The following is a 21,136-nucleotide window of genomic DNA, read 5'->3' as shown; positions in this document are numbered from 1 at the left end:
CTAATCACAGGTTTTGTCAGCTGTCTAAGGGGCGCCTACGGCGTCCCTTAAAACAGGTTTACGGCTAATTATAGGCCCAGCGCCTTGGCCACACCGGCACCGTATTTCGGATGAACCTGGGTGAACAGTTCAATCTGACGGCGTTGGATCGCTTCTGGCACCTGTGACAATTCGCCAGCGATACGCTCAAACATACGCTGATGCTCTTCATCACTGAGCAGCTCAAACAGCGCCCGCGGTTGGCTGTAGTAATCGTCGTCCTCGCGGTGATTCCAGTGGTCGGCAGCGCCTTCAATGCTCAACGGCGGCTCGCTAAAGTCGGGTTGCTCCTGGAAGACGCCGAAGCTATTAGGCTCATAGGTTGCACCGTTGCCGCTGTTACCGTCCACGCGCATGGCGCCATCGCGGTGGTAATTGTGGAACGGGCATTTTGCCCCATTGACCGGAATCTGATGATGGTTGACGCCTAAGCGATAGCGGTGCGCATCGCCGTAGGAGAATAAGCGGCCTTGTAGCATTTTGTCCGGTGAGAAACTGATGCCCGGCACCACATTGGCCGGATTCATTGCCACTTGTTCCACTTCAGAGAAATAGTTATCCGGGTTGCGATTCAGTTCAAAGTAGCCGACATCGATCAGCGGATAGTCTGCATGCGGCCAAACCTTGGTCAGATCAAACGGGTTATACGGGGTTTGCGAAGCCTCGTCTTCGGGCATGACCTGTATTTGTAGATTCCAGCGGGGGAAATCGCCACGTTCGATGGCGTCATACAGATCGCGCTGCGAGCTTTCACGGTCTTTGGCAACGATCGCTTCGGCTTCATGATCCATCAGGTTCTCAATACCCTGCTGGCAACGGAAGTGGAATTTAACCCAGAAGCGTTGGTTATTGGCGTTGATGAAGCTGAAGGTGTGGCTGCCGAAGCCGTGCATATGGCGATAAGATTTTGGCAGACCACGATCGCTGAAGTCGATGGTTAATTGATGCAGCGATTCTGGCAGATGCGAGAAGAAATCCCATTTATAGACTGGGTTACGCAGGTTGGTGCGTGGGTCGCGTTTAACGACATGGTTGAGGTCGGGGAATTTCAGCGGGTCGCGCAGATAAAATACCGGCGTGTCGTTACCGACCAGATCCCAATTACCTTCTTCAGTGTAAAACTTCATTGCAAAGCCGCGTATGTCACGTTCGGCATCTGCGGCACCGCGTTCGCCCGCAACGGTAGAGAAACGCACAAACATGTCAGTCTGTTTACCGATCTCGGAGAAGATCTTAGCGCGGGTGTATTGTGTAATATCGTGGGTGACGGTGAAGGTGCCATAAGCGCCAGAACCTTTGGCGTGCATGCGGCGCTCTGGGATCACTTCGCGGTCAAAGTGAGCCAATTTTTCTAGGAACCAAACGTCCTGAAGCAGCATCGGGCCGCGTTTGCCTGCGGTAATGACATTATTATTATCTACAACCGGCGCCCCAGCCGCGGTCGTCAATCCTTTCTTGCTCATCATGTGCTCCTTTAAGGTACAACAGTGAATGGTGACAGCTCATACTCGGGTGACTGGGCGTTTCAACGTCCCTGCGGAGGGAGTCATCCCTCACGCTCTGTCAAAGCCATTATTAGTTGTAGCGCTATTATTCGGCTGTCGCAAATAGGTATAAGTTATCGCTGCGATACTGTGGCGGTGGGTGTGTTAACTCTTTACAGTTTACTGAGAATTGAGGGGATTTAGGGGTTGCAATCGTAATGAGTCAGGGTGACGAAATTGGCAACGACAGCAAAAGTACGAATAAACACCCCACGTAGGGATGGCGACGTCGGTGACGCTAAAAAAATACCTATAGCGCCAGAAGCAATGGCTTGCCGCACCGCCAAACATATTGGTCGGGGACTCGCAGGCGCGCCCCCGACCGATCCAGCACTCAGAGGATTGCGCTTAGCCTACCGACGGCAACATGCCACTGGCGATACCGAGTTGAATGGCAATAACGACGATCCCGCAGACAAATACCAGCGCCAGCGCGGGTGTGCCCCCCCAAACGCGATACTGCGCCTGATGTTGGCGACGGGTTTTCCATACCAGTAAAGCCGGAAGCAACAGAGCCAGTACCGACAAGGCGATGGCGGCAAAGCCCAGCGCTAAGACAAACCCGCGTGGGTAAAACAGGGCAAACACCAACGGCGGGATAAAGGTCATCAAACCGGTTTGCAGACGACCGCGTGCGTTGTTCTGGCGTTTGCACAGATCAGCCATAAAGTCGAACAGGCCAAGGGATACGCCCAGGAATGAGGTCGCCAGCGCCAGATCGGCAAACAGATGGACTGCCAGCTCAACATGCGGCGTTGCGACCACATCGCGTACTGCCTGTAATAAACCGTTCAGCCCCGCCTGCTGTGCCAGGATGCCGACAAAGGTGGTGGAGTTGATGCTGCCTAAGGTTGCCAGTTGCCAGAAAATATAGGCGACCAGCGGGATTGCGCTGCCGATGATAAATACCCAGCGTAGCTTGCGGATATTGCCGTTCATGTAATTAACGATGCTCGGTACGCTGCCGTGGAAACCAAATGAGGTAAAAATCACCGGGATGGCCGATAACGCCAGCCCTTGCTCCAAAGGCAAGGTCAACAGGTTAGTTTGATGAATGTTTGGTAGCATCAAACCAAGCATAACGATGAGAAAGATGATCTTAGCGCTAAACAGGATACGGTTAAACAGATCGACCGAATGTGTGCCGATGCAGACTATGCCGCCTGCGACGAAAGTGAACAACAACACCCCGAATGAGGTTGGGAACGCCTGTGTTGTCCATTGACTGATACTGACGGAAAGCAGTTCGCCGGCGCCACTGATGTAGGCGGCAGTCAGAGCGTACATCAGGAACATCATGCTAAAACTGGTCAGCCATTGCCCGCCACCGCCGAGATAGCGTTTCGCCAGCGTGCCAAGGCCGGTATCCGCCTGCTCATGCTGGTAAACCTCCACCAGCAGCAAAGCGGTATAACACATCAGCAGCCATAGCCCGACCAGTAACATCAGGGTGACGCCAAAGCCAATGCCCGCCGCTGCCAACGGCATAGCTAACATTCCTGCACCAATGGTGGTGCCTGCCACGATAAAAACACTGCCAAGCGTGCGATTTTTCACGTTTTTCTCTACCAGCCAATGATTTTGAGAAATTATAGGTAACGATTTCTGAGTGCAGCAGGATAGTTGAACCGCAATTTTCTGTCAAACATCCGTTACGATGAGTGTATATTAATATTTACACCTTGATGTGCAGCACACTGCCACAAAAAAATGCGTTGTTGCATCATAAGTCGGCAACCCATAGTGAAAAGTTGTTTACAGGCTTCTATAGTGGAATGACCAAAATATGTGGGAGAGATCAATGTTACGGGTCGAGATGCTTAGTACCGGTGATGAAGTGCTACATGGGCAAATTATTGATACTAATGCCGCTTGGTTAGCGGATTATCTGTTTCAGCAAGGTTTACCGATGAGTGGACGGGAAACGGTAGGGGACAATCTCTTTGCCCTGATTGAAACGCTGAAAGAGCGCAGCCACATTGCGGATGTATTGATTGTTAATGGCGGTCTGGGGCCAACCAGTGACGATCTCAGCGCGCTGGCGGCGGCTACGGCGTGTGGTGTGGAGTTGGTTGAACATGCTGCATGGATAACCCGTATGGAGGCTTACTTTGCCAGGTATAACCGCCCGATGGCAGCCTCTAACCGTAAACAGGCGCAAATTCCGGCTAATGCGGAACTGATTGATAACACGGTGGGGACCGCCTGCGGGTTCATGCTGCAACTCAATAAATGCCTGATGTTCTTCACGCCCGGCGTGCCATCGGAATTCAAAGTGATGGTTGAACAGCAAATCATGCCGCGTTTACGCCAGCGGTTTCCCCTGCCGGAGCCGCCATTGTGCTTGCGTCTGACCACTTTTGGCTGTTCTGAGAGCGGTTTGGCCGCTGAGTTAGACGGTATGCCGTTGCCGTCGGGCGTGGTGTTGGGGTATCGCTCATCTAGCCCCATTATCGAGCTCAAACTCACCGGGCCGGTTTCACAGCGTGCGGCGATGGAGCAAGCGTGGGAACGTGTGCGGCAGGTGGCCGGTGACAACACGATTTTTGAGGGGACGGTAGGCCTGCCAGCGATGCTGGCGCAGCGTTTGCATCAACGGGGAATGAAGTTGGCGCTGAGCGAGCAGTTTAGCGCCGGGCTGATCAATGTGCAGCTTCAGAGCGAGGCCGCGCCATTGGCGGGGGGGGAACTGCTGCCATCACACTGCCTGGAGACACTGGAAACCACGCTGATACGTGCGCGGTCGCTGGCGGAGTTGACGGGGGCGCACTTGGCACTGGCGGTCAGCGCGATGAGCGATGATCAAGTCAGTATCGCGTTACATACGCCGAAAGGTGGCATAGGGCAGACGGTGCGTTATTGCGCGGCACGCCATGGCCTGCGACTGAGGCAGGAATCGGTGGCGATGCTGGCGCTTGATATGTTGCGACGTTGGTTAAATAGCGAGCCCGTCTGTGGCAAGAATCGTTGGTTGGAGATTGTTGAGATTATTGAGTAGCAAAGGCGGTAAGTGGGGAATGTGCGATGCATGTTATGGCTGGCTGGCACTGTATCCGGTGGACTGACACCGCCGGTGTGATTAGCCAAGCGGGACGCCCCGCTTGGCTTACAATTCCAGCTCAATATCGGTATGTGGCATGCAGCAGCAAGGCAGGATCTCGCCGTCATTGATAAACGCCAGCGGCTGTTGACGATACACCACTTCACCTTCCAACAGTTTCAAACGGCAGGCGCCGCAGTAACCGGAGCGGCATTGGTACTCTACCTGCACGTCGTGTAACTCCAGCACGTCGAGCAGGCAGCTTTCATTTTCCTGGCAAGCGAGCTGCGTACCTGAAGTTCGCAGCGTCACGGTTGGCATCGCCATATTACAGCTCGAAATCGCTCAGGTCGTCGGCATTGATTTCTGAATCGATTTGGCCGACCAAGTAGGAACTGACTTCTACTTCTTGCGGTGCCACTTGCACGTTATCAGAAACCAGCCACGCGTTGATCCATGGGATTGGGTTAGAGCGGGTTTTAAACGGTGAGCCCAGCCCAACCGCTTGCATGCGGATATTGGTGATGTATTCCACATATTGACACAGAATATCTTTGTTCAGGCCGATCATTGAGCCGTTGCTGAACAGATATTCTGCCCATTCTTTTTCCTGCTGGGCTGCCAAGACAAACAGATCGTAACATTGTTGCTGACACTCGACGGCAATCTCGGCCATTTCCGGGTCATCCGCGCCTGAGCGCATCAGGTTTAGCATGTGCTGCGTCCCGGTCAGATGCAGCGCTTCGTCACGCGCGATGAGTTTGATGATTTTGGCATTGCCTTCCATCAACTCACGTTCAGCAAAGGCGAACGAACAGGCGAAACTGACGTAGAAGCGGATCGCTTCCAGTGCGTTAACGCTCATCAGGCATAGATAAAGCTGCTTTTTCAGCGCGCGCAGGCTGACGGTGATGGTTTTACCGTTAACCTGATGCGTGCCTTCGCCCAGCAGATGATAATAGCTGGTCATCTCAATCAGACTGTCGTAGTAGCTTGAGATGTCTTTTGCACGCTTTTTGATCTCTTCGTTGGTGACGATGTCGTCAAATACCAGCGCCGGATCGTTCACGATATTACGAATAATATGCGTGTAAGAGCGTGAGTGAATGGTCTCAGAGAATGACCAGGTTTCAATCCAGGTTTCCAGCTCGGGGATCGAAATCAGCGGCAGCAGAGCGACGTTCGGGCTGCGGCCTTGGATCGAATCCAGCAAGGTCTGATACTTCAGGTTGCTGATGAAAATATGTTTTTCATGTTCCGGCAGCGCCTGATAGTCGATGCGATCGCGTGAAACGTCAACTTCTTCTGGACGCCAGAAAAAGGAGAGCTGTTTTTCGATCAACTTTTCGAAGATTTCATATTTCTGTTGATCGAAGCGTGCCACATTGACTGACTGGCCGAAGAACATCGGTTCGAGTAGCTGATCGTTTTTGTTCTGAGAGAAAGTGGTGTAAGCCATAAGCCTGAGTCCTTTGATACCACCCAGCGGTGAGCCGGATTACTCCGGCTGCTACGCGGTAAACAGTGTAAGGGCCGAGATGCGGCCCTCAGTATTGAAACTTAAATTTTGCAGGCGCCGCTTTCGCAGTCGTCATCACCGCCTTTCGCAGGCAGCATATCTTCCTGAACGTCCTCAGCACCGTCACGGGTGTTTTGGTAGTACAGCGTTTTGACACCAAATTTATAGGTGGTCAGCAGATCTTTCAGCAGTTGCTTCATTGGCACTTTGCCACCCGTGAAACGATTTGGGTCGTAGTTGGTATTCGCCGAGATCGATTGATCGATAAATTTCTGCATCAGGCCAACCAACTGCAAGTAACCGTCATTGTTTGGCATGTCCCACAGCAGTTCGTAGGCGTCTTTCAGACGCTCGTACTCCGGCACCACTTGGCGCAAGATACCGTCTTTAGACGCTTTGATACTGATGTGGCCGCGCGGTGGCTCAATGCCGTTAGTCGCGTTGGAAATCTGCGAGGAGGTTTCCGAAGGCATCAGCGCAGACAGGGTGGAATTGCGCAGGCCGGTTTCCTGAATTTCTTGACGCAGCGTTTCCCAATCGTAATGCAACGGCTCTTGGCAGATGACATCCAAATCTTTCTTGTAGGTATCGATCGGCAAAATACCCTGTGCGTAGGTGGTTTCGTTGAACCACGGGCATGCGCCTTGTTCCTGAGCCAGACGGTTAGAGGCTTTCAGCAGGTAATACTGAATGGCTTCGAAGGTCTTGTGGGTCAGATTATTGGCGCTGCCATCAGAGTAACGCACGCCGTGCTTCGCCAGATAGTAAGCAAAGTTAATGACGCCAATACCTAACGTGCGACGCCCCATCGCGCCACGTTGAGCGGCGTTGATTGGGTAATCTTGATAATCCAACAGGGCGTCAAGTGCACGCACCGCCAAGGTTGCCAACTCTTCCAAATCATCCAGGCTATCGATGGCGCCTAAGTTGAAGGCAGACAGCGTACACAACGCTATCTCACCGTTTTCGTCATTGACATCGTTTAGCGGCTTGGTCGGCAAGGCGATTTCAAGGCACAGATTGGATTGACGAACCGGTGCGATCTGCGGATCGAACGGGCTATGCGTGTTGCAGTGATCGACGTTTTGAATGTAGATACGGCCAGTAGAGGCGCGTTCCTGCATCATCAATGAGAACAACTCAACCGCTTTCACGCGTTTTTGGCGGATGCTGCTGTCTTGTTCGTATTGGGTGTACAGCCGTTCGAATTCGTCCTGATCGGCGAAGAACGCATCGTACAATCCCGGCGCATCGGACGGGCTGAACAGCGTGATGTCACCGCCTTTGATCAGACGTTGGTACATCAGGCGGTTCAACTGGACGCCGTAGTCCATGTGGCGGACGCGGTTGCCTTCCACACCACGGTTATTCTTCAATACCAGCAGGCTTTCTACTTCCAAATGCCACATAGGGTAGAACAGGGTAGCCGCACCGCCACGTACGCCGCCTTGTGAACAGGACTTCACCGCGGTTTGGAAATGCTTGTAAAACGGGATACAGCCGGTGTGGAAGGCTTCACCACCCCGGATTGGGCTACCTAGTGCACGAATGCGGCCGGCGTTGATGCCGATGCCGGCGCGTTGAGAGACGTATTTCACAATCGCGCTGGAGGTCGCGTTGATCGAGTCCAGGCTGTCACCGCATTCGATCAGTACACATGAACTGAACTGGCGGGTAGGGGTGCGCACGCCAGACATAATTGGCGTAGGCAGAGAAATTTTGAAGGTGGAAATCGCGTCGTAGAAACGTTTAACGTAATCCAGACGGGTTTCACGCGGATAGTTAGAGAACAGGCACGCGGCAACCAAGATATACAAGAACTGTGCGCTCTCGTAGATGTCGCCGTTCACACGGTTCTGTACCAGATATTTCCCTTCTAACTGCTTGACCGCCGCATAGGAGAAGTTCATATCACGCCAGTGATCGATAAAGGCGTCCATCTGCTCGAACTCTTCAGCGGTGTAATCTTCCAGCAGATGCTTATCGTATTTACCCATCTCAACCATGCGAACCACATGCTCATGCAGCTTTGGCGGCTCGAACTGGCCATAAGCTTTTTTACGCAGATGGAAGATAGCCAAGCGGGCAGCCAGATATTGATAGTCTGGCGCATCGCGTGAGATCAGATCGGCGGCGGCTTTGATGATGGTTTCATGGATATCGGCGGTTTTGATACCGTCATAAAACTGGATATGCGAACGCAACTCTACTTGAGATACCGAGACGTTGTGTAAACCTTCTGCGGCCCAGTCGATGACCCGGTGGATTTTGTCGAGGTTGATGCGTTCTTTACGGCCATCGCGTTTAGTTACAAGTAGACTTTGGTTCATGTGCGGTTATACCTGTCCGTATAGTGTCCTAAGCAGAAGTGTAGTCGCTCTGCTCAGTATGTAAACACTATATATAGGGGGTGTGTGTCAATGGGGTAACAAGATAGTGATAAAGTGAGGTGTTTGCAAGTGAACAAAATGGCATGATTTTGTGGATAACTTGGGGGTGAAATGTGGTTGTCTGTTCGCAGTGCGCGCTGCGTCTGGCCCCGTAAGTTTGTCAATATGCGGGATAAGATTTTCCTCAAATTCGTAAAAAAGTGATCGATTGCCGATTTCTTAAACGTTAGAAAAAAACGGTATATTGATCGGATTTAATATTCTTAAAAACCGTTTACATGCTGTTTATTGATCGAACCCGCAAAAACTCGCTGTTTTCTAACGGCCTTCTGCTTACCCGATGCGAACAGATGAAACCCTGCACAGAGCGAGAGGCTTACCTAGAGTGCATGGCAACGTCAGCATAGGTTGAGCTTGTCGGCCTGTATCTTCAGATTGCGGCTAACGAATGCCGGTGTAAACGGGCGCGGCGAGCCACGCCCCGACGCAGACATCAGCTACGATTTATTCACCTTCGTGTTGTGTGTGCACCATGTAGTTCACATCAACGTTGCGGCCAAGCTTAAAATGATCGGTGATCGGGTTGTAATGCAGGCCAATCATGTGCTTTTCGCGTAACGCCGTGCCATCAACCCAACCGATCAGTTCGGACGGTTTGATGAACTTTTTGTGGTCGTGGGTGCCTTGCGGAACCATCTTCAAGATATATTCGGCACCGACCACGGCCATCAGCCAGGCTTTGGTATTGCGGTTAATGGTCGAGAAGAACACATGACCGCCCGGTTTGACCAAATGCGCGCAGGCGCGAACCACCGAGGCCGGATCGGGGACGTGTTCCAACATTTCCATGCAGGTCACAACATCGTATTGCTGCGGATGAGCGTGGACGTGGCTTTCCACCGTTTCTTGAACGTAAGTGACCTGGATACCGCTTTCTAACGCATGCAAACGCGCCACCTGTAAGGGTTCTGCCCCCATATCCAACCCGGTGACCTGTGCGCCTTCACGCGCCATACTTTCCGCCAGAATGCCGCCGCCGCAGCCGACATCGAGCACATTTTTATCAAAGATGCCACCGGCGCGTTGCATGATATAATTCAGGCGCAGTGGGTTAATCCGATGCAGCGGTTTGAACTCACCTTCCAGATCCCACCAGCGCGAGGCGACGGCCTCAAATTTGGCGATTTCCTGATGGTCTACGTTTTGCGCGCGGCTGGATGATTCTGCATTCATGGGCGTGTTTAGCTCCTGGTTCTCTTTGCGGCGGATTATACATGTTACCGCAGGGCGCTGCTGCAACCGAGGCATTTTTAGCGCGCGGTGAAGCACAAATTCCAGCAAACTCTGCCGGTTATTTTCCCGCAAAGCCTGCGTTGTGATATAGTTTTACACCTTTGGCACTATGCCAGGGCAGATGAATCATTCAGTATGAGGGATAGCAGCTCCATGAGCGACCTTGCCAGAGAAATCACACCGGTAAACATCGAAGAAGAGCTGAAAAGCTCGTATCTGGATTATGCCATGTCCGTTATTGTCGGGCGTGCGTTGCCAGATGTTCGTGATGGACTGAAGCCGGTGCACCGCCGCGTGTTGTACGCGATGAATGTACTGGGTAACGACTGGAATAAACCCTATAAAAAATCCGCCCGTGTCGTCGGGGACGTGATCGGTAAATATCACCCACATGGTGATAGCGCAGTTTACGACACCATCGTGCGTATGGCTCAACCGTTTTCGCTGCGCTACATGCTGGTGGACGGTCAGGGTAACTTCGGTTCTGTCGATGGCGATTCCGCCGCGGCGATGCGTTATACCGAAGTGCGCATGTCCAAAATTGCACACGAATTGCTGGCGGATCTGGAAAAAGAAACCGTCGACTTCGTGCCTAACTACGACGGCACCGAGCAGATCCCTGCTGTCATGCCAACCAAGATCCCTAACCTGCTGGTCAACGGGTCTTCCGGTATTGCCGTCGGTATGGCGACCAACATCCCGCCACACAACCTGTCTGAAGTGATCAGCGGCTGCTTGGCCTATATTGATGATGAAAACATCAGCATTGAAGGGCTGATGGAGCACATTCCGGGGCCGGACTTCCCGACCGCCGCTATCATCAATGGCCGTAGAGGCATTGAGGAAGCCTATCGCACGGGGCGAGGCAAGGTGTATATCCGCGCCCGTGCCGAAGTCGAGGCTGACGCCAAAACCGGCCGTGAAACCATTATCGTTCACGAAATCCCGTATCAGGTGAACAAAGCGCGGTTGATCGAAAAGATCGCCGAGCTGGTAAAAGAAAAACGCGTAGAAGGTATCAGCGCATTGCGTGATGAGTCTGATAAAGACGGCATGCGCATCGTGATTGAAGTGAAGCGTGATGCGGTGGGTGAAGTGGTGCTCAACAACCTGTACTCACTGACGCAATTGCAGGTTACCTTCGGCATCAACATGGTGGCACTGCATCAGGGGCAGCCAAAACTGCTGAACCTGAAAGACATTCTGCAAGCCTTTGTGCGCCACCGCCGTGAAGTGGTAACACGCCGTACCATCTTTGAACTGCGTAAAGCACGTGACCGTGCGCACATTCTGGAAGCGTTAGCTATCGCATTGGCCAACATCGATCCAATTATCGAGTTGATTCGCCGTGCACCGACGCCTGCGGAAGCGAAAGTTGCGTTGGTTGCGCAGGCGTGGGCGCTGGGTAACGTGAGCGCGATGCTGGAACGTGCCGGTGACGATGCTGCACGCCCAGAGTGGTTAGAGCCAGAATTCGGTATCCGTGACGGCAAATATTACCTGACCGAGCAGCAAGCTCAGGCCATTTTGGATCTGCGTTTGCAGAAACTGACGGGGCTGGAGCACGAGAAGCTGCTGGAGGAATATAAAGAACTGCTGAACGTGATCGCTGAGCTGATCTTTATCCTTGAAAGCCCGGATCGTCTGATGGAAGTGATCCGTGAAGAGCTTGAAGCGGTGCGCGATCAGTTTGGTGACAAACGCCGCACTGAGATCACGGCTAACTCTTCCGACATCAACATCGAAGACTTGATCAACCAAGAAGACGTTGTGGTGACCTTGTCGCATCAGGGCTATGTCAAGTACCAGCCGCTGACCGATTATGAAGCGCAACGCCGTGGCGGGAAAGGCAAATCCGCTGCACGTATTAAAGAAGAAGACTTTATCGATCGCCTGTTGGTCGCTAACACCCATGATACCATCCTGTGCTTCTCTAGCCGGGGGCGTTTGTACTGGATGAAGGTTTATCAGCTGCCAGAAGCCAGCCGTGGTGCGCGTGGCCGTCCAATCGTCAACCTGTTGCCGTTGGAAGCGAATGAGCGTATCACTGCCATTCTGCCGGTTCGTGAGTATGAAGAAGGGCGCCATGTGTTTATGGCGACCGCGAGCGGTACCGTGAAGAAAACCGCGTTGACCGAGTTCAGTCGCCCACGCAGTGCGGGCATTATCGCCGTGAATCTCAATGAGGGCGATGAGCTGATTGGTGTTGATCTGACCGACGGCAGCAACGAAGTGATGTTGTTCTCCGCCAACGGTAAAGTGGTGCGCTTCATTGAGTCGCAGGTGCGTTCGATGGGCCGTACTGCTACCGGCGTGCGCGGTATCAATCTGGGCGAAGGCGATCGTGTTGTGTCCCTGATCGTGCCGCGTGGCGAAGGTGACATCCTTACCGTGACGCAAAACGGCTACGGTAAACGGACTGCCGTGACCGAATATCCGACCAAATCACGTGCCACCCAAGGGGTTATCTCCATCAAGGTGAGCGAGCGAAATGGTCAGGTTGTCGGTGCGGTACAGGTGGAAACCACCGACCAGATCATGATGATCACGGATGCCGGCACCTTGGTGCGCACGCGGGTGTCGGAAGTCAGCGTGGTGGGGCGTAATACCCAAGGTGTCACGCTCATTCGTACCGCGGAAGACGAGAACGTGGTTGGGCTACAGCGCGTTGCAGAGCCGGTTGAAGACGAAGAGCTGGATAGCATCGAACCGGGTGAGGCGTTGGAAGAGGCCGCACCGTTGGACGATAGCGAAGACGGTGATGTTGTCGACGATGCGGATAATGAAAACGCATAATCGCGTTTTTTGATGTGCGGCGGTTGCCCGTCGCTCTGCATCATCGAACAGTAAAGGGCTTAGCAGCGATGCTAGGCCCTTTTTCAAAGATATGGTTTAATTTACCGGGCTTAACAACCGGGCACAGTCTGCGATAAATGCGCCTACCACCACTCACTTTCGTATGGTAACAGATTGAAATATTTAGCCTCTTTCCGTACCACGTTAAAAATTTCCCGCTACCTTTTCCGGGTGCTGGCGATTATGTTGTGGTCGCTTGGTGCACTGCTCACCCTGTTTTACATTCTTAATATCCTACACCAAAAAGAATCTGATCTGCGGCAGGAATATAATCTTAACTTCGATCAGGCGCAGGGATACATACGTCATTCCTCAGATATCATTCGTGATATTAAATATATGGCAGAAAATCGTCTGAATAGCGCGGTCAGTAGTTTGGAGCTGTTCAGCGGCGTGTTCCCAAGTAAAACGATACAGCCAGAATTTTCGCCACTGTACCCTGAATCCAACTGTGCGCTGAATAATCCCCACCGCAGTTCGCTCAATTCCCTCAGCGGTTTGATTCAATATTGGAAAGATAACTTTGTTGCCGCGTACGATCTGAACCGCGTTTTTTATATCGACGGCGATAGTTTGTGCATTGCCGAGTTTGGTAAAAGCAACGGCGTCAGCGATCGTGACAACGTGTTGAAGCCATTACACGAGCGTATTTTGACATACCGCAATGGCAAAAATCAGGATAAAGACAGCAATATCTATTGGGTAATGCCCAGCCAACAGCGTCAGGATGTGGGTTATTTGTATGTCCTGACACCCATTTATATTGGCAACAAGCTGGAAGCGTTGCTGGGGATTGAGCAAACCATTCGATTAGAAGATTTTGTCACGCAAGGTAATTTGCCGATTAGCGTGATGTTATTAGATGAAAATAATCAGCCGTTGCTGCGGTTGGGGGATGGCGATCGGCATACGTCTGTGCTTGATAACTATCCTGAAAAACACGCCTATTTCGGCTATGTCGACAGCTATCATGATTTGATCATGAAAAAAGCATTGCCGCCGTCGTCGCTGAGTATTGTTTACGCGCTGCCGGTCAAGAACGTAGCCGAGCGCTTCAAGATGTTAATCCTCAATGCGGTGTTGCTTAACCTGTTGTCAGCGATTGTTTTGTTTACCTTGGCCTGGCTATTTGAGCGAAAAATGTTTTTGCCTGCGGAGAACAATGCTTTCCGGCTTGAAGAGCACGAACAATTCAACCGCAAGATTGTCGCTTCGGCACCGGTTGGGATCCTGATTCTGCGCATCAGCGACGGCACCAATATTCTGAGTAATGAGTTGGCACATAACTATATCAACCTACTGACGCATGAGGACCGCGAACGTATCACGCGTATTATTTGCGAACAGCAGGTCAATTTTGTTGATGTCATGACGAGTAATAACAACAACTTGCAAATCAGCTTCGTGCATTCCCGCTATCGTAACGAAGACGTAGCCATTTGCGTGTTGGTCGATGTCAGTGCGCGGGTGAAGATGGAGGAGTCGCTACAAGAGATGGCGGCGGCGGCCGAACAGGCAAGCCAGTCGAAATCGATGTTCCTGGCGACCGTCAGCCACGAATTGCGTACGCCGTTGTATGGCATTATCGGCAACCTTGATCTGTTGCAAACCAAAACCTTGCCGGAAGGGGTTGAACGGCTGGTTAACGCGATGAATAACTCCTCCAGTCTGTTATTGAAAATCATCAGCGATATTCTGGATTTTTCGAAAATTGAATCTGAGCAGTTAAAGATCGAGCCGCGCGAGTTTTCATGTTTGGAAGTGATCACCCATATTGCCGGTAACTATTTGCCGCTGGTGGTGAAAAAGCGTCTCGGCCTGTACTGTTATATTGAGCAGAATGTACCTGAGCGCATTTCTGGCGATCCGGTGCGCTTGCAGCAAGTGCTGTCCAATTTGTTGAACAATGCGATTAAATTCACCGATACGGGCTGCATCATCTTACAAGTACGCACCCACGGCGGTTATCTGGAATTTAGCGTACGCGATACCGGCGTGGGCATCCCGGAGAAGGAAGTAGCTCGCCTGTTTGATCCATTTTTCCAGGTGGGTACTGGCGTGCAGCGTCACTTCCAAGGTACGGGATTAGGGTTAGCGATTTGCGAAAAGCTGATCAACATGATGGACGGTGACATTGCTGTGGAATCGGAGCCGGGTTTAGGCAGTCTGTTTACGGTTCGCATTCCCGTGTTCAGTGCGCAATTCCCGATGTTACAAGCCAGTGATACCTGGCACGGGCGAACCCTTTGGCTGGATATTCGTAATCAGCGGTTGGAAACTTACCTGATGGCGATCCTGAGTGGTTATGGGGCGACGGTAACGCGTTATCACGGGCAAGAAACGACAGAAGAAGATATATTGCTGAGTGATTATGCACGACAGGTGAATACACCCGTGTTAGCGCAGGTGCAGTTCTCGATTGAGCATATTGGACCATCGTTTGAAACGCGGCCAGGTTATTGGATGCACAGTACCTCGACACCGCGCGAAACCCTCACCTTGCTTAATCGGTTATTGGGGGGGGACGATGATCATACCAAGTCGCTGATGCCATTGCCGCAGCCAGCGAAAACCAGCGCGGTTAGCCATAGTGATATTCGTTTGTTAGTGGTGGACGATCATCCGATTAACCGACGGCTGTTATCCGATCAACTGACATCGCTTGGCTATCAGGTGATCACGGCTAACGATGGTGTTGATGCGTTGGGCGTCCTCAATCATAACCCGGTTGATATCGTTCTCACCGACGTCAACATGCCAAATATGGATGGTTACCGACTAACGCAGCGGTTGCGGCAAATGAGCTTTACATCACCGGTTATTGGCGTCACGGCGAACGCACTGGCAGAAGAGAAGCAACGCTGTATTGAGGCGGGGATGGATAACTGTCTTTCGAAGCCCGTTACCTTGGAGACCTTAGAGCATGCGTTGGCGGTGTATTCAGCTCGGGTGCGTAAAAATAACCAGCAGGCTTAACGGATAAGTAGAATAGAACAGGGGCCGGTTGGCCCCTGTGGAATGTTGACTAGTCTTTGTCCAACGGCGTCATGCTGACGGAGGACAAATAGTTGAGTAGGGCGATGTCGTTATCAACGCCGAGCTTCATCATGGCCGATTTCTTTTGGCTGCTGATGGTTTTGATACTGCGGTTCAGCTTTTTGGCGATCTCGGTCACCAAGAAGCCTTCAGCGAACAGGCGCAGCACTTCACTTTCTTTTGGTGACAGACGTTTATCACCATAACCGCTGGCGCTGATTTTTTCCAACAGCTTAGACACGCTCTCTGGCGTGAACTTTTTGCCTTTTTGCAGAGCGGCCAACGCCTTTGGCAGGTCAGTTGGCGCGCCTTGTTTCAGCACGATGCCTTCAATATCCAGATCTAACACGGCGCTGAGAATCGCCGGGTTGTTGTTCATGGTCAGAACGATGATAGAAAGCTGAGGATAATGGCGCTTGATATATTTAATCAGCGTTATGCCGTCGCCATATTTATCTCCGGGCATGGAGAGGTCGGTGACCAGCACGTTGGCGTCGAGCTTGGATAAGCTGTTGATCAGTGCTGTTGAGTCTTCAAACTCCCCAACGACATTCACCCATTCTATTTGCTCGAGTGACTTCCGGATGCCAAACAGTACGATAGGATGGTCATCAGCAATAATTACGTTCAGGTTATTCATGTGGTTGGCTACCTTGCTGCAGCAGTCTACTGATGAAAAAATCAATCTGACTGATGTTGTTCTCAATCTTAAGCGCATCACCGTCTGCGATGTGCTGTTCTAACGATTCACACAGTTGCTTGCCGGGAAGCAAATTTAACATCGCAAACACCCCTTTCAAGCGGTGTGCGGTTTGGGATAAAGCATCAAAATCACCATGGCCCGCCTCAGTATACAGTTTTTTGACATCGGCGGGTACTGTCTCAATAAACAGGTCATAGTAATCACTTGATTTCAATTGTTTTTCATACAGTTGGAACTCATCGTTGGTGAGTAAGTCCGGGCTTTCTGCCTGATCCAGTGCGGTTATTTGTTGCTCGATGAGCATGAGCATGGCGTCAATCATCGCGCTGGCAAGATTATAATTTACTCGGATGTAACGTTTGTCGAGTTGTTGCCAGCCCGCTTCGTCGCTGGCCAGTAACAGGGTGTAATCGTCCGCACGTTGTGGGTTGTCGGTCAGTAAAACGTCATAGTCACGTTTGATCTGGCTGTCTTCAGCAATGATGCAACTGGCACCATAGGACTGGAGCTGGTGGGTAACGATGCCGCGAACCTGTTCCGAGGTGATGTCGAGCAGCGCGGTAACGCCATCCAGTAACTTCTCTTGTTGTTCTTCTTCCTGTTGCTCAATTTCCAGTGGCACATGAATGGTGTAGCGAGTCCCGATATCAACCTTGCTACGGATATCCAACTGGCCACCCAGCTTTTTGCATAATTGATTACATAAAAAGAAGGTCAAACCGGAGCCATGATCGAAGCGATCGACCAACGTTTGGCTGAGGAACGGATAGTTTAGATTACTGATCTCCTCGTTAGAGATACCTGCGCCGGTATCGTTAATGTGGAACACCAAGCGATCGGGGCGATCCGTCTCGTGATCGATCATCATCGAAATTTTGCCATAGGCGGTGCTGATGATGGCGTAGCGCAACAATAATGACAGCACCTTACGCAATGCGTTGGCGTCGCCAATGTAATTCTGACTGATATCGAGCTGATAATGATTGAATAATGTCAGCCCTTTTTGATTGATGGCGGGCAACATTTCTTTGAGCAATTCATCGACCAATGCCGCAGGAGAGAACGTCTGACGGGAGGGTTGCCAGTCTTGCGTTTCCAGGCGGGTAAGCAGAGTAATGTTATCGATCAAGCCCAGCACCGAATCTGATTCAGTAACAAGTTGTTCCAATAACGTTTGCTGTTGCTGCCGATCGGGCTGGGTGCGGAGACGATCGGCAAGACTGTGAATATGACCAATGGGTTGATTGAGCTCAATACCGAGGTTATGCAGCATCAGTTTACGTGCCTGCACATTCTTGTCGTATTCGCGCCGAGCCTGTTGCAGACGTTTATTCACTACCATTTCTTTATCCTGATCGTTCAGCAGAAAGAGGTAGGTTTCTGGTGATATATGGCTGCGGAAAATACGTATTTCATAGACTTCATTATTCACCGTGGCCTGGATCACACCATGATGTTGTTCGGCCATATGGGCAATTTTTTGCAGACTGAGGTGTGGCAACAGGTGTTCGGCAATCTTGTTGCTGGCGATGACGGTGTTGCGAGCAAAGTTATACACCAACAAACCGGAGGGCAGGCTAGCAATGATTTCCTTATTCAACAGGCGTTCGGCATCTAACTCTACCGCTAGGTTTTCGCTGGGTTGAATATATTGGTGCCGGATAAAATAAACACCGATGAGCGATAGCGTGAGCAGCAGTAGATTGACCACCAACAACCACATATTGTTGCGTAGTAAATCTAGGATTAAATTAAATACGGAAACGCGGAACATGACTTTCAGCGGCGCATTGGGCAGGTTAGCGCTGATTTCGAGACTGCTTCCTGATAACGTGGCGTGCGTGGTGCTAGCGACATCTTTGAGTACACCATCATCGTCCAGAGCCGCGTCTTGATTCGCTAACAACACAAAGTTGGCGCGTGCCATATTGAACGGAATGAGATCGTTAAACGGTAGGTCAAACGCAATAACCGTGGCTAAATGGCCAGGTTGGTTGAACGTGGTACGAATGGAAAATGAATACGTATTTTGGAACCGTTGTTTTCGCAGTGCGGAGAAGCTTTCACGCTCATCCAGCATATTCGCCTGTTGCAGCATTTCAGCCCGACGATCTTCCGCCGAGTTGGTTAGGTAGTTATCACGAAAGCGTGAGGTCAGTTCTTTGAGCGGCTGTGTGGTCACTAAGCTCAGACTGTTATCCTGACCATTCAGATAATACATGGCGTAGTTTTCGGTCTTTGCGCCCCAATGGCTGTCTAGATATTCCGAAATGTTGGCGATCATCGCCAATGTATTACTTTCATGATTACCAAAAATCACCGCATCGGTCTTCTTATGCGGCTTTTCCACGTAGTAGACATCTGGGCGTAGGCGGGTTTCTCGTAACGTGGGATCGGTCGGCTGAGGTTGCGTGTTGCCGAAACGGTCGTAAATCTGATCGGTAAGATAACGATAGTTATCAATACGCTTTTGCAGACTGTGGGCAACCGTGTTTAACGCATATTTTTTTTCGGTCAGATAGGCATTGGTATAGTTGTAGCCATAGAGGCCGAGGCCGACAACAATTAATACGATAAACGCTAAAAAATAGCGGGAAATATTGCTTGAACTGATGGTCAGTTGTTTAGTTTGCATAATCGACAATACGTCCTAAATTAGCGTGTTACGGCTCTGGCGCTGGCTGCAACTAACAACAGCAGCACGGCCACACAACCAAAGGCAATCGTCAGGCTGGATAATTGAGCGATAAGGCCGATCAGCGCAGGCCCGGCAAGGATACCGGCGTAGCCGACGGTGGTGACGGAAGCAATGGCCAGATTGGCTGGCATGTCGCGTTGATTGCCTGCGGCGCTGAACAGGATAGGCACCACATTAGAGGCCCCAAGACCGACGAGCATAAAGCCTGCCATTGCCAGCAGTGCGTCGTTACAGACTATGGCAAGCGCTAAACCCAGTGCGGCACATAGGCTACCTGCCAGCAAAACTTTATAGCGGCCAAGCGCGTTGATCAGTCTATCCCCATTCAGGCGGCCTAGCGTCATGGTTATTGAAAACAGTGCGTAACCCAACCCAGCTTGGCTAGGTTCGACATGGTGCAGCGTAGTGAGAAACAGCGCGCTCCAGTCCAGCATGGAACCTTCGGCTAAGAACATAATAAAGCACAGTGTGCCGATAAACATCACCCAACCGCGTGGCAGCACGAACATTGGGCCACCTTCTTCTGCGCCGCTGTCGCGCAACAGATTGTTAGCGGATACCCCTAATAACAGCACAATGGCGAATAGTGTCACCAGCGTTGCGACCAGTGGACTCAGCCCCAGCCACATGAGGGCGCTGACGCCACCGGCACCGGCAATGCCGCCGATGCTGAAAAATCCGTGGAAACCGGACATCATGGCACGGCCGCTGGCTCGTTCAACTATCACCGCTTGAATGTTCATCGCGACGTCAATCATGCCCAATGCTGCACCAAACAACAGCAGCGCTAGTGCCATGCTGGTTGTCGTATCCATCATAGCTAATAGCGGCAGATCGATACAAAGCAGTAGCCCAGCCAGCAAAATAACCTGACGACAACCAAACTTGCCGGTCAAAAAACCGGTCAACGGCATCGCCAACATTGAACCGGCACCGATACACAATAATAATAAGCCGAGCGAACCGTCATCCAAGTTTAGTCGGGTCTTGGCAAAGGGAACGAGCGGAGCCCAAGCCGCCATAGCGAGGCCCGCGACGAAAAATACCGTACGTGTAGCCACCTGTTCTGGAAGGCCAGGTTTTCGCTGTTCAGTGCATAAAATGGATGTCATGTGGGCATTACGATCAGTTAAAGAATGTTCGGCCAGAATTGTGCACTGTTTTTATCATAAAGCGTGATCTGGGTCGAAGGGATTCGCGCGTTGCTCTGTCGACGCCCCCGCTTTACGCACCAGCCACAGGGCAATCAGTTGCACAATATAGTCACGTTGTGGCTCGCTCAATGCCTCTCCGGGGGCAATCGAATGCCATTTCGCAAGGCAGCCGCGACAGCAGGTCGCGGTGGCATGCTGGGCGACAAACACGGGATGGCCGCGCATCGGCGTTTGTTTGCCGTCGTTTTTAGGCCATGCGGGTGCCAAGCGTTGATCGATAAAATCGCGGGCGTGATCGAGGATAAGTGATAAGCCTTTATTATGGAGGTAGAGCCGATCTTTTGCGTTAAGGCGAAACTTGGCGCGGAACGGCGAAGTTTGTAGCCGTTGCCATTGGTTTTCGAGTTGGGAAGTCATGCGGTTTTCCTACCCAAGGGAATGAATCACGTAAAGAATAACAGATTGCGTTAGCGAGGACGAACGTGGCTGCTTTAATCGGCGTTGCGGTCGGTATGAGTGGATAAAGTTAATGGTTTGTATAGAAGTAAGTTGCAAGATAAATAACACTTATTGAGATGAGCAGTGCGTAAGCAGATGGCGATAAATTATCACTAAGGGTGACTATTTTTTAGTGGGCATTTACCTATCAAGATGTTTTTGAAACACGCAAAAATAAAAAAACCGGCCAAAAGGCCGGCTGTAAACTACAGATATTATCATTACGATAATGAAGGTAATAATGAAAATAATGATGATAGCGCGAGTATTAGAGCCTGTCCATAATTCTGTGTAACTGCCAACGTATTAAAGATGACCGTCTAAGCGGTCACCGAACTCGATAATAAAACGACTCATTGCCAACCG

13 protein-coding genes are annotated in these 21,136 nt (G+C 51.3%); 3 read left to right on the top strand and 10 right to left on the bottom strand.

What is annotated here, in order from left to right; translation table 11 throughout:
* Positions 1 to 68 precede the first annotated feature (68 nt).
* Together katA and tyrP are read right to left on the bottom strand one after the other, a co-directional pair.
* A complete protein-coding gene (katA, locus tag ACQKDS_RS09740) occupies positions 69 to 1,505 on the bottom strand; it encodes a catalase KatA (protein WP_399669709.1) in 1,437 nt (478 codons plus the stop codon).
* 426 nt (positions 1,506 to 1,931) lie between these two features.
* Positions 1,932 to 3,140, bottom strand: coding sequence for a tyrosine transporter TyrP (gene tyrP / locus ACQKDS_RS09735; RefSeq protein WP_399669712.1), 1,209 nt, complete (start codon positions 3,138 to 3,140; stop codon positions 1,932 to 1,934).
* 244 nt (positions 3,141 to 3,384) lie between these two features.
* Between tyrP and ACQKDS_RS09730 the strand changes: the two genes are divergently transcribed.
* Positions 3,385 to 4,581, top strand: coding sequence for a nicotinamide mononucleotide deamidase-related protein YfaY (locus ACQKDS_RS09730; protein ID WP_399669715.1), 1,197 nt, complete (start codon positions 3,385 to 3,387; stop codon positions 4,579 to 4,581).
* Between the two features lie 108 nt (positions 4,582 to 4,689).
* On the opposite strand, the gene yfaE is transcribed toward ACQKDS_RS09730, so the two are convergent.
* From yfaE to ubiG, 4 genes are all read right to left on the bottom strand, one after another.
* Positions 4,690 to 4,950, bottom strand: a complete 261-nt coding sequence (yfaE, locus tag ACQKDS_RS09725) for a class I ribonucleotide reductase maintenance protein YfaE (RefSeq protein WP_399669718.1) — start codon at positions 4,948 to 4,950, stop codon at positions 4,690 to 4,692.
* A 1-nt stretch (position 4,951) separates the two neighbouring features.
* Positions 4,952 to 6,082, bottom strand: coding sequence for a class Ia ribonucleoside-diphosphate reductase subunit beta (nrdB, locus tag ACQKDS_RS09720; RefSeq protein ID WP_399669721.1), 1,131 nt, complete (start codon positions 6,080 to 6,082; stop codon positions 4,952 to 4,954).
* 101 nt (positions 6,083 to 6,183) lie between these two features.
* Entirely contained in the window at positions 6,184 to 8,472 is a 2,289-nt protein-coding gene (gene nrdA / locus ACQKDS_RS09715) for a class 1a ribonucleoside-diphosphate reductase subunit alpha (RefSeq protein WP_399669724.1), read from the bottom strand.
* 564 nt (positions 8,473 to 9,036) lie between these two features.
* Positions 9,037 to 9,765 (bottom strand): bifunctional 2-polyprenyl-6-hydroxyphenol methylase/3-demethylubiquinol 3-O-methyltransferase UbiG, encoded by a 729-nt coding sequence (ubiG, locus tag ACQKDS_RS09710; RefSeq protein ID WP_399669727.1) that lies wholly within the window; start codon positions 9,763 to 9,765, stop codon positions 9,037 to 9,039.
* Positions 9,766 to 9,978: 213 nt separating this feature from the next.
* Between ubiG and gyrA the strand changes: the two genes are divergently transcribed.
* Entirely contained in the window at positions 9,979 to 12,621 is a 2,643-nt protein-coding gene (gyrA, locus tag ACQKDS_RS09705; RefSeq protein WP_427622614.1) for a DNA topoisomerase (ATP-hydrolyzing) subunit A, read from the top strand.
* A 174-nt stretch (positions 12,622 to 12,795) separates the two neighbouring features.
* On the top strand, positions 12,796 to 15,657 hold the full coding sequence (gene rcsC, locus ACQKDS_RS09700; RefSeq protein WP_399669732.1) for a two-component system sensor histidine kinase RcsC: 2,862 nt from the start codon (positions 12,796 to 12,798) through the stop codon (positions 15,655 to 15,657).
* 49 nt (positions 15,658 to 15,706) lie between these two features.
* On the opposite strand, the gene rcsB is transcribed toward rcsC, so the two are convergent.
* The 4 genes from rcsB to ACQKDS_RS09680 are packed head-to-tail and all read right to left on the bottom strand — an operon-like array spanning position 15,707 to position 20,689.
* Positions 15,707 to 16,357, bottom strand: a complete 651-nt coding sequence (rcsB, locus tag ACQKDS_RS09695; RefSeq protein ID WP_399669735.1) for a response regulator transcription factor RcsB — start codon at positions 16,355 to 16,357, stop codon at positions 15,707 to 15,709.
* Positions 16,350 to 19,055 (bottom strand): phosphotransferase RcsD, encoded by a 2,706-nt coding sequence (gene rcsD / locus ACQKDS_RS09690; protein ID WP_399669738.1) that lies wholly within the window; start codon positions 19,053 to 19,055, stop codon positions 16,350 to 16,352. The genes rcsB and rcsD overlap by 8 nt, the downstream gene beginning before the upstream one ends.
* 20 nt (positions 19,056 to 19,075) lie before the next feature.
* On the bottom strand, positions 19,076 to 20,230 hold the full coding sequence (locus ACQKDS_RS09685) for an MFS transporter (RefSeq protein WP_399669741.1): 1,155 nt from the start codon (positions 20,228 to 20,230) through the stop codon (positions 19,076 to 19,078).
* A 54-nt stretch (positions 20,231 to 20,284) separates the two neighbouring features.
* Positions 20,285 to 20,689 carry a DUF4186 domain-containing protein gene (locus tag ACQKDS_RS09680; protein WP_399669744.1) on the bottom strand — a complete coding sequence of 135 codons (405 nt, stop codon included), beginning with the start codon at positions 20,687 to 20,689 and terminating at the stop codon, positions 20,285 to 20,287.
* Between the last annotated feature and the right edge of the window lie 447 nt (positions 20,690 to 21,136).

The organism is Serratia sp. NPDC078593 (assembly GCF_050268245.1).
Taxonomy (GTDB): domain Bacteria; phylum Pseudomonadota; class Gammaproteobacteria; order Enterobacterales; family Enterobacteriaceae; genus JBNNGK01.
This window is presented reverse-complemented; position numbering and strand designations above follow the sequence as displayed.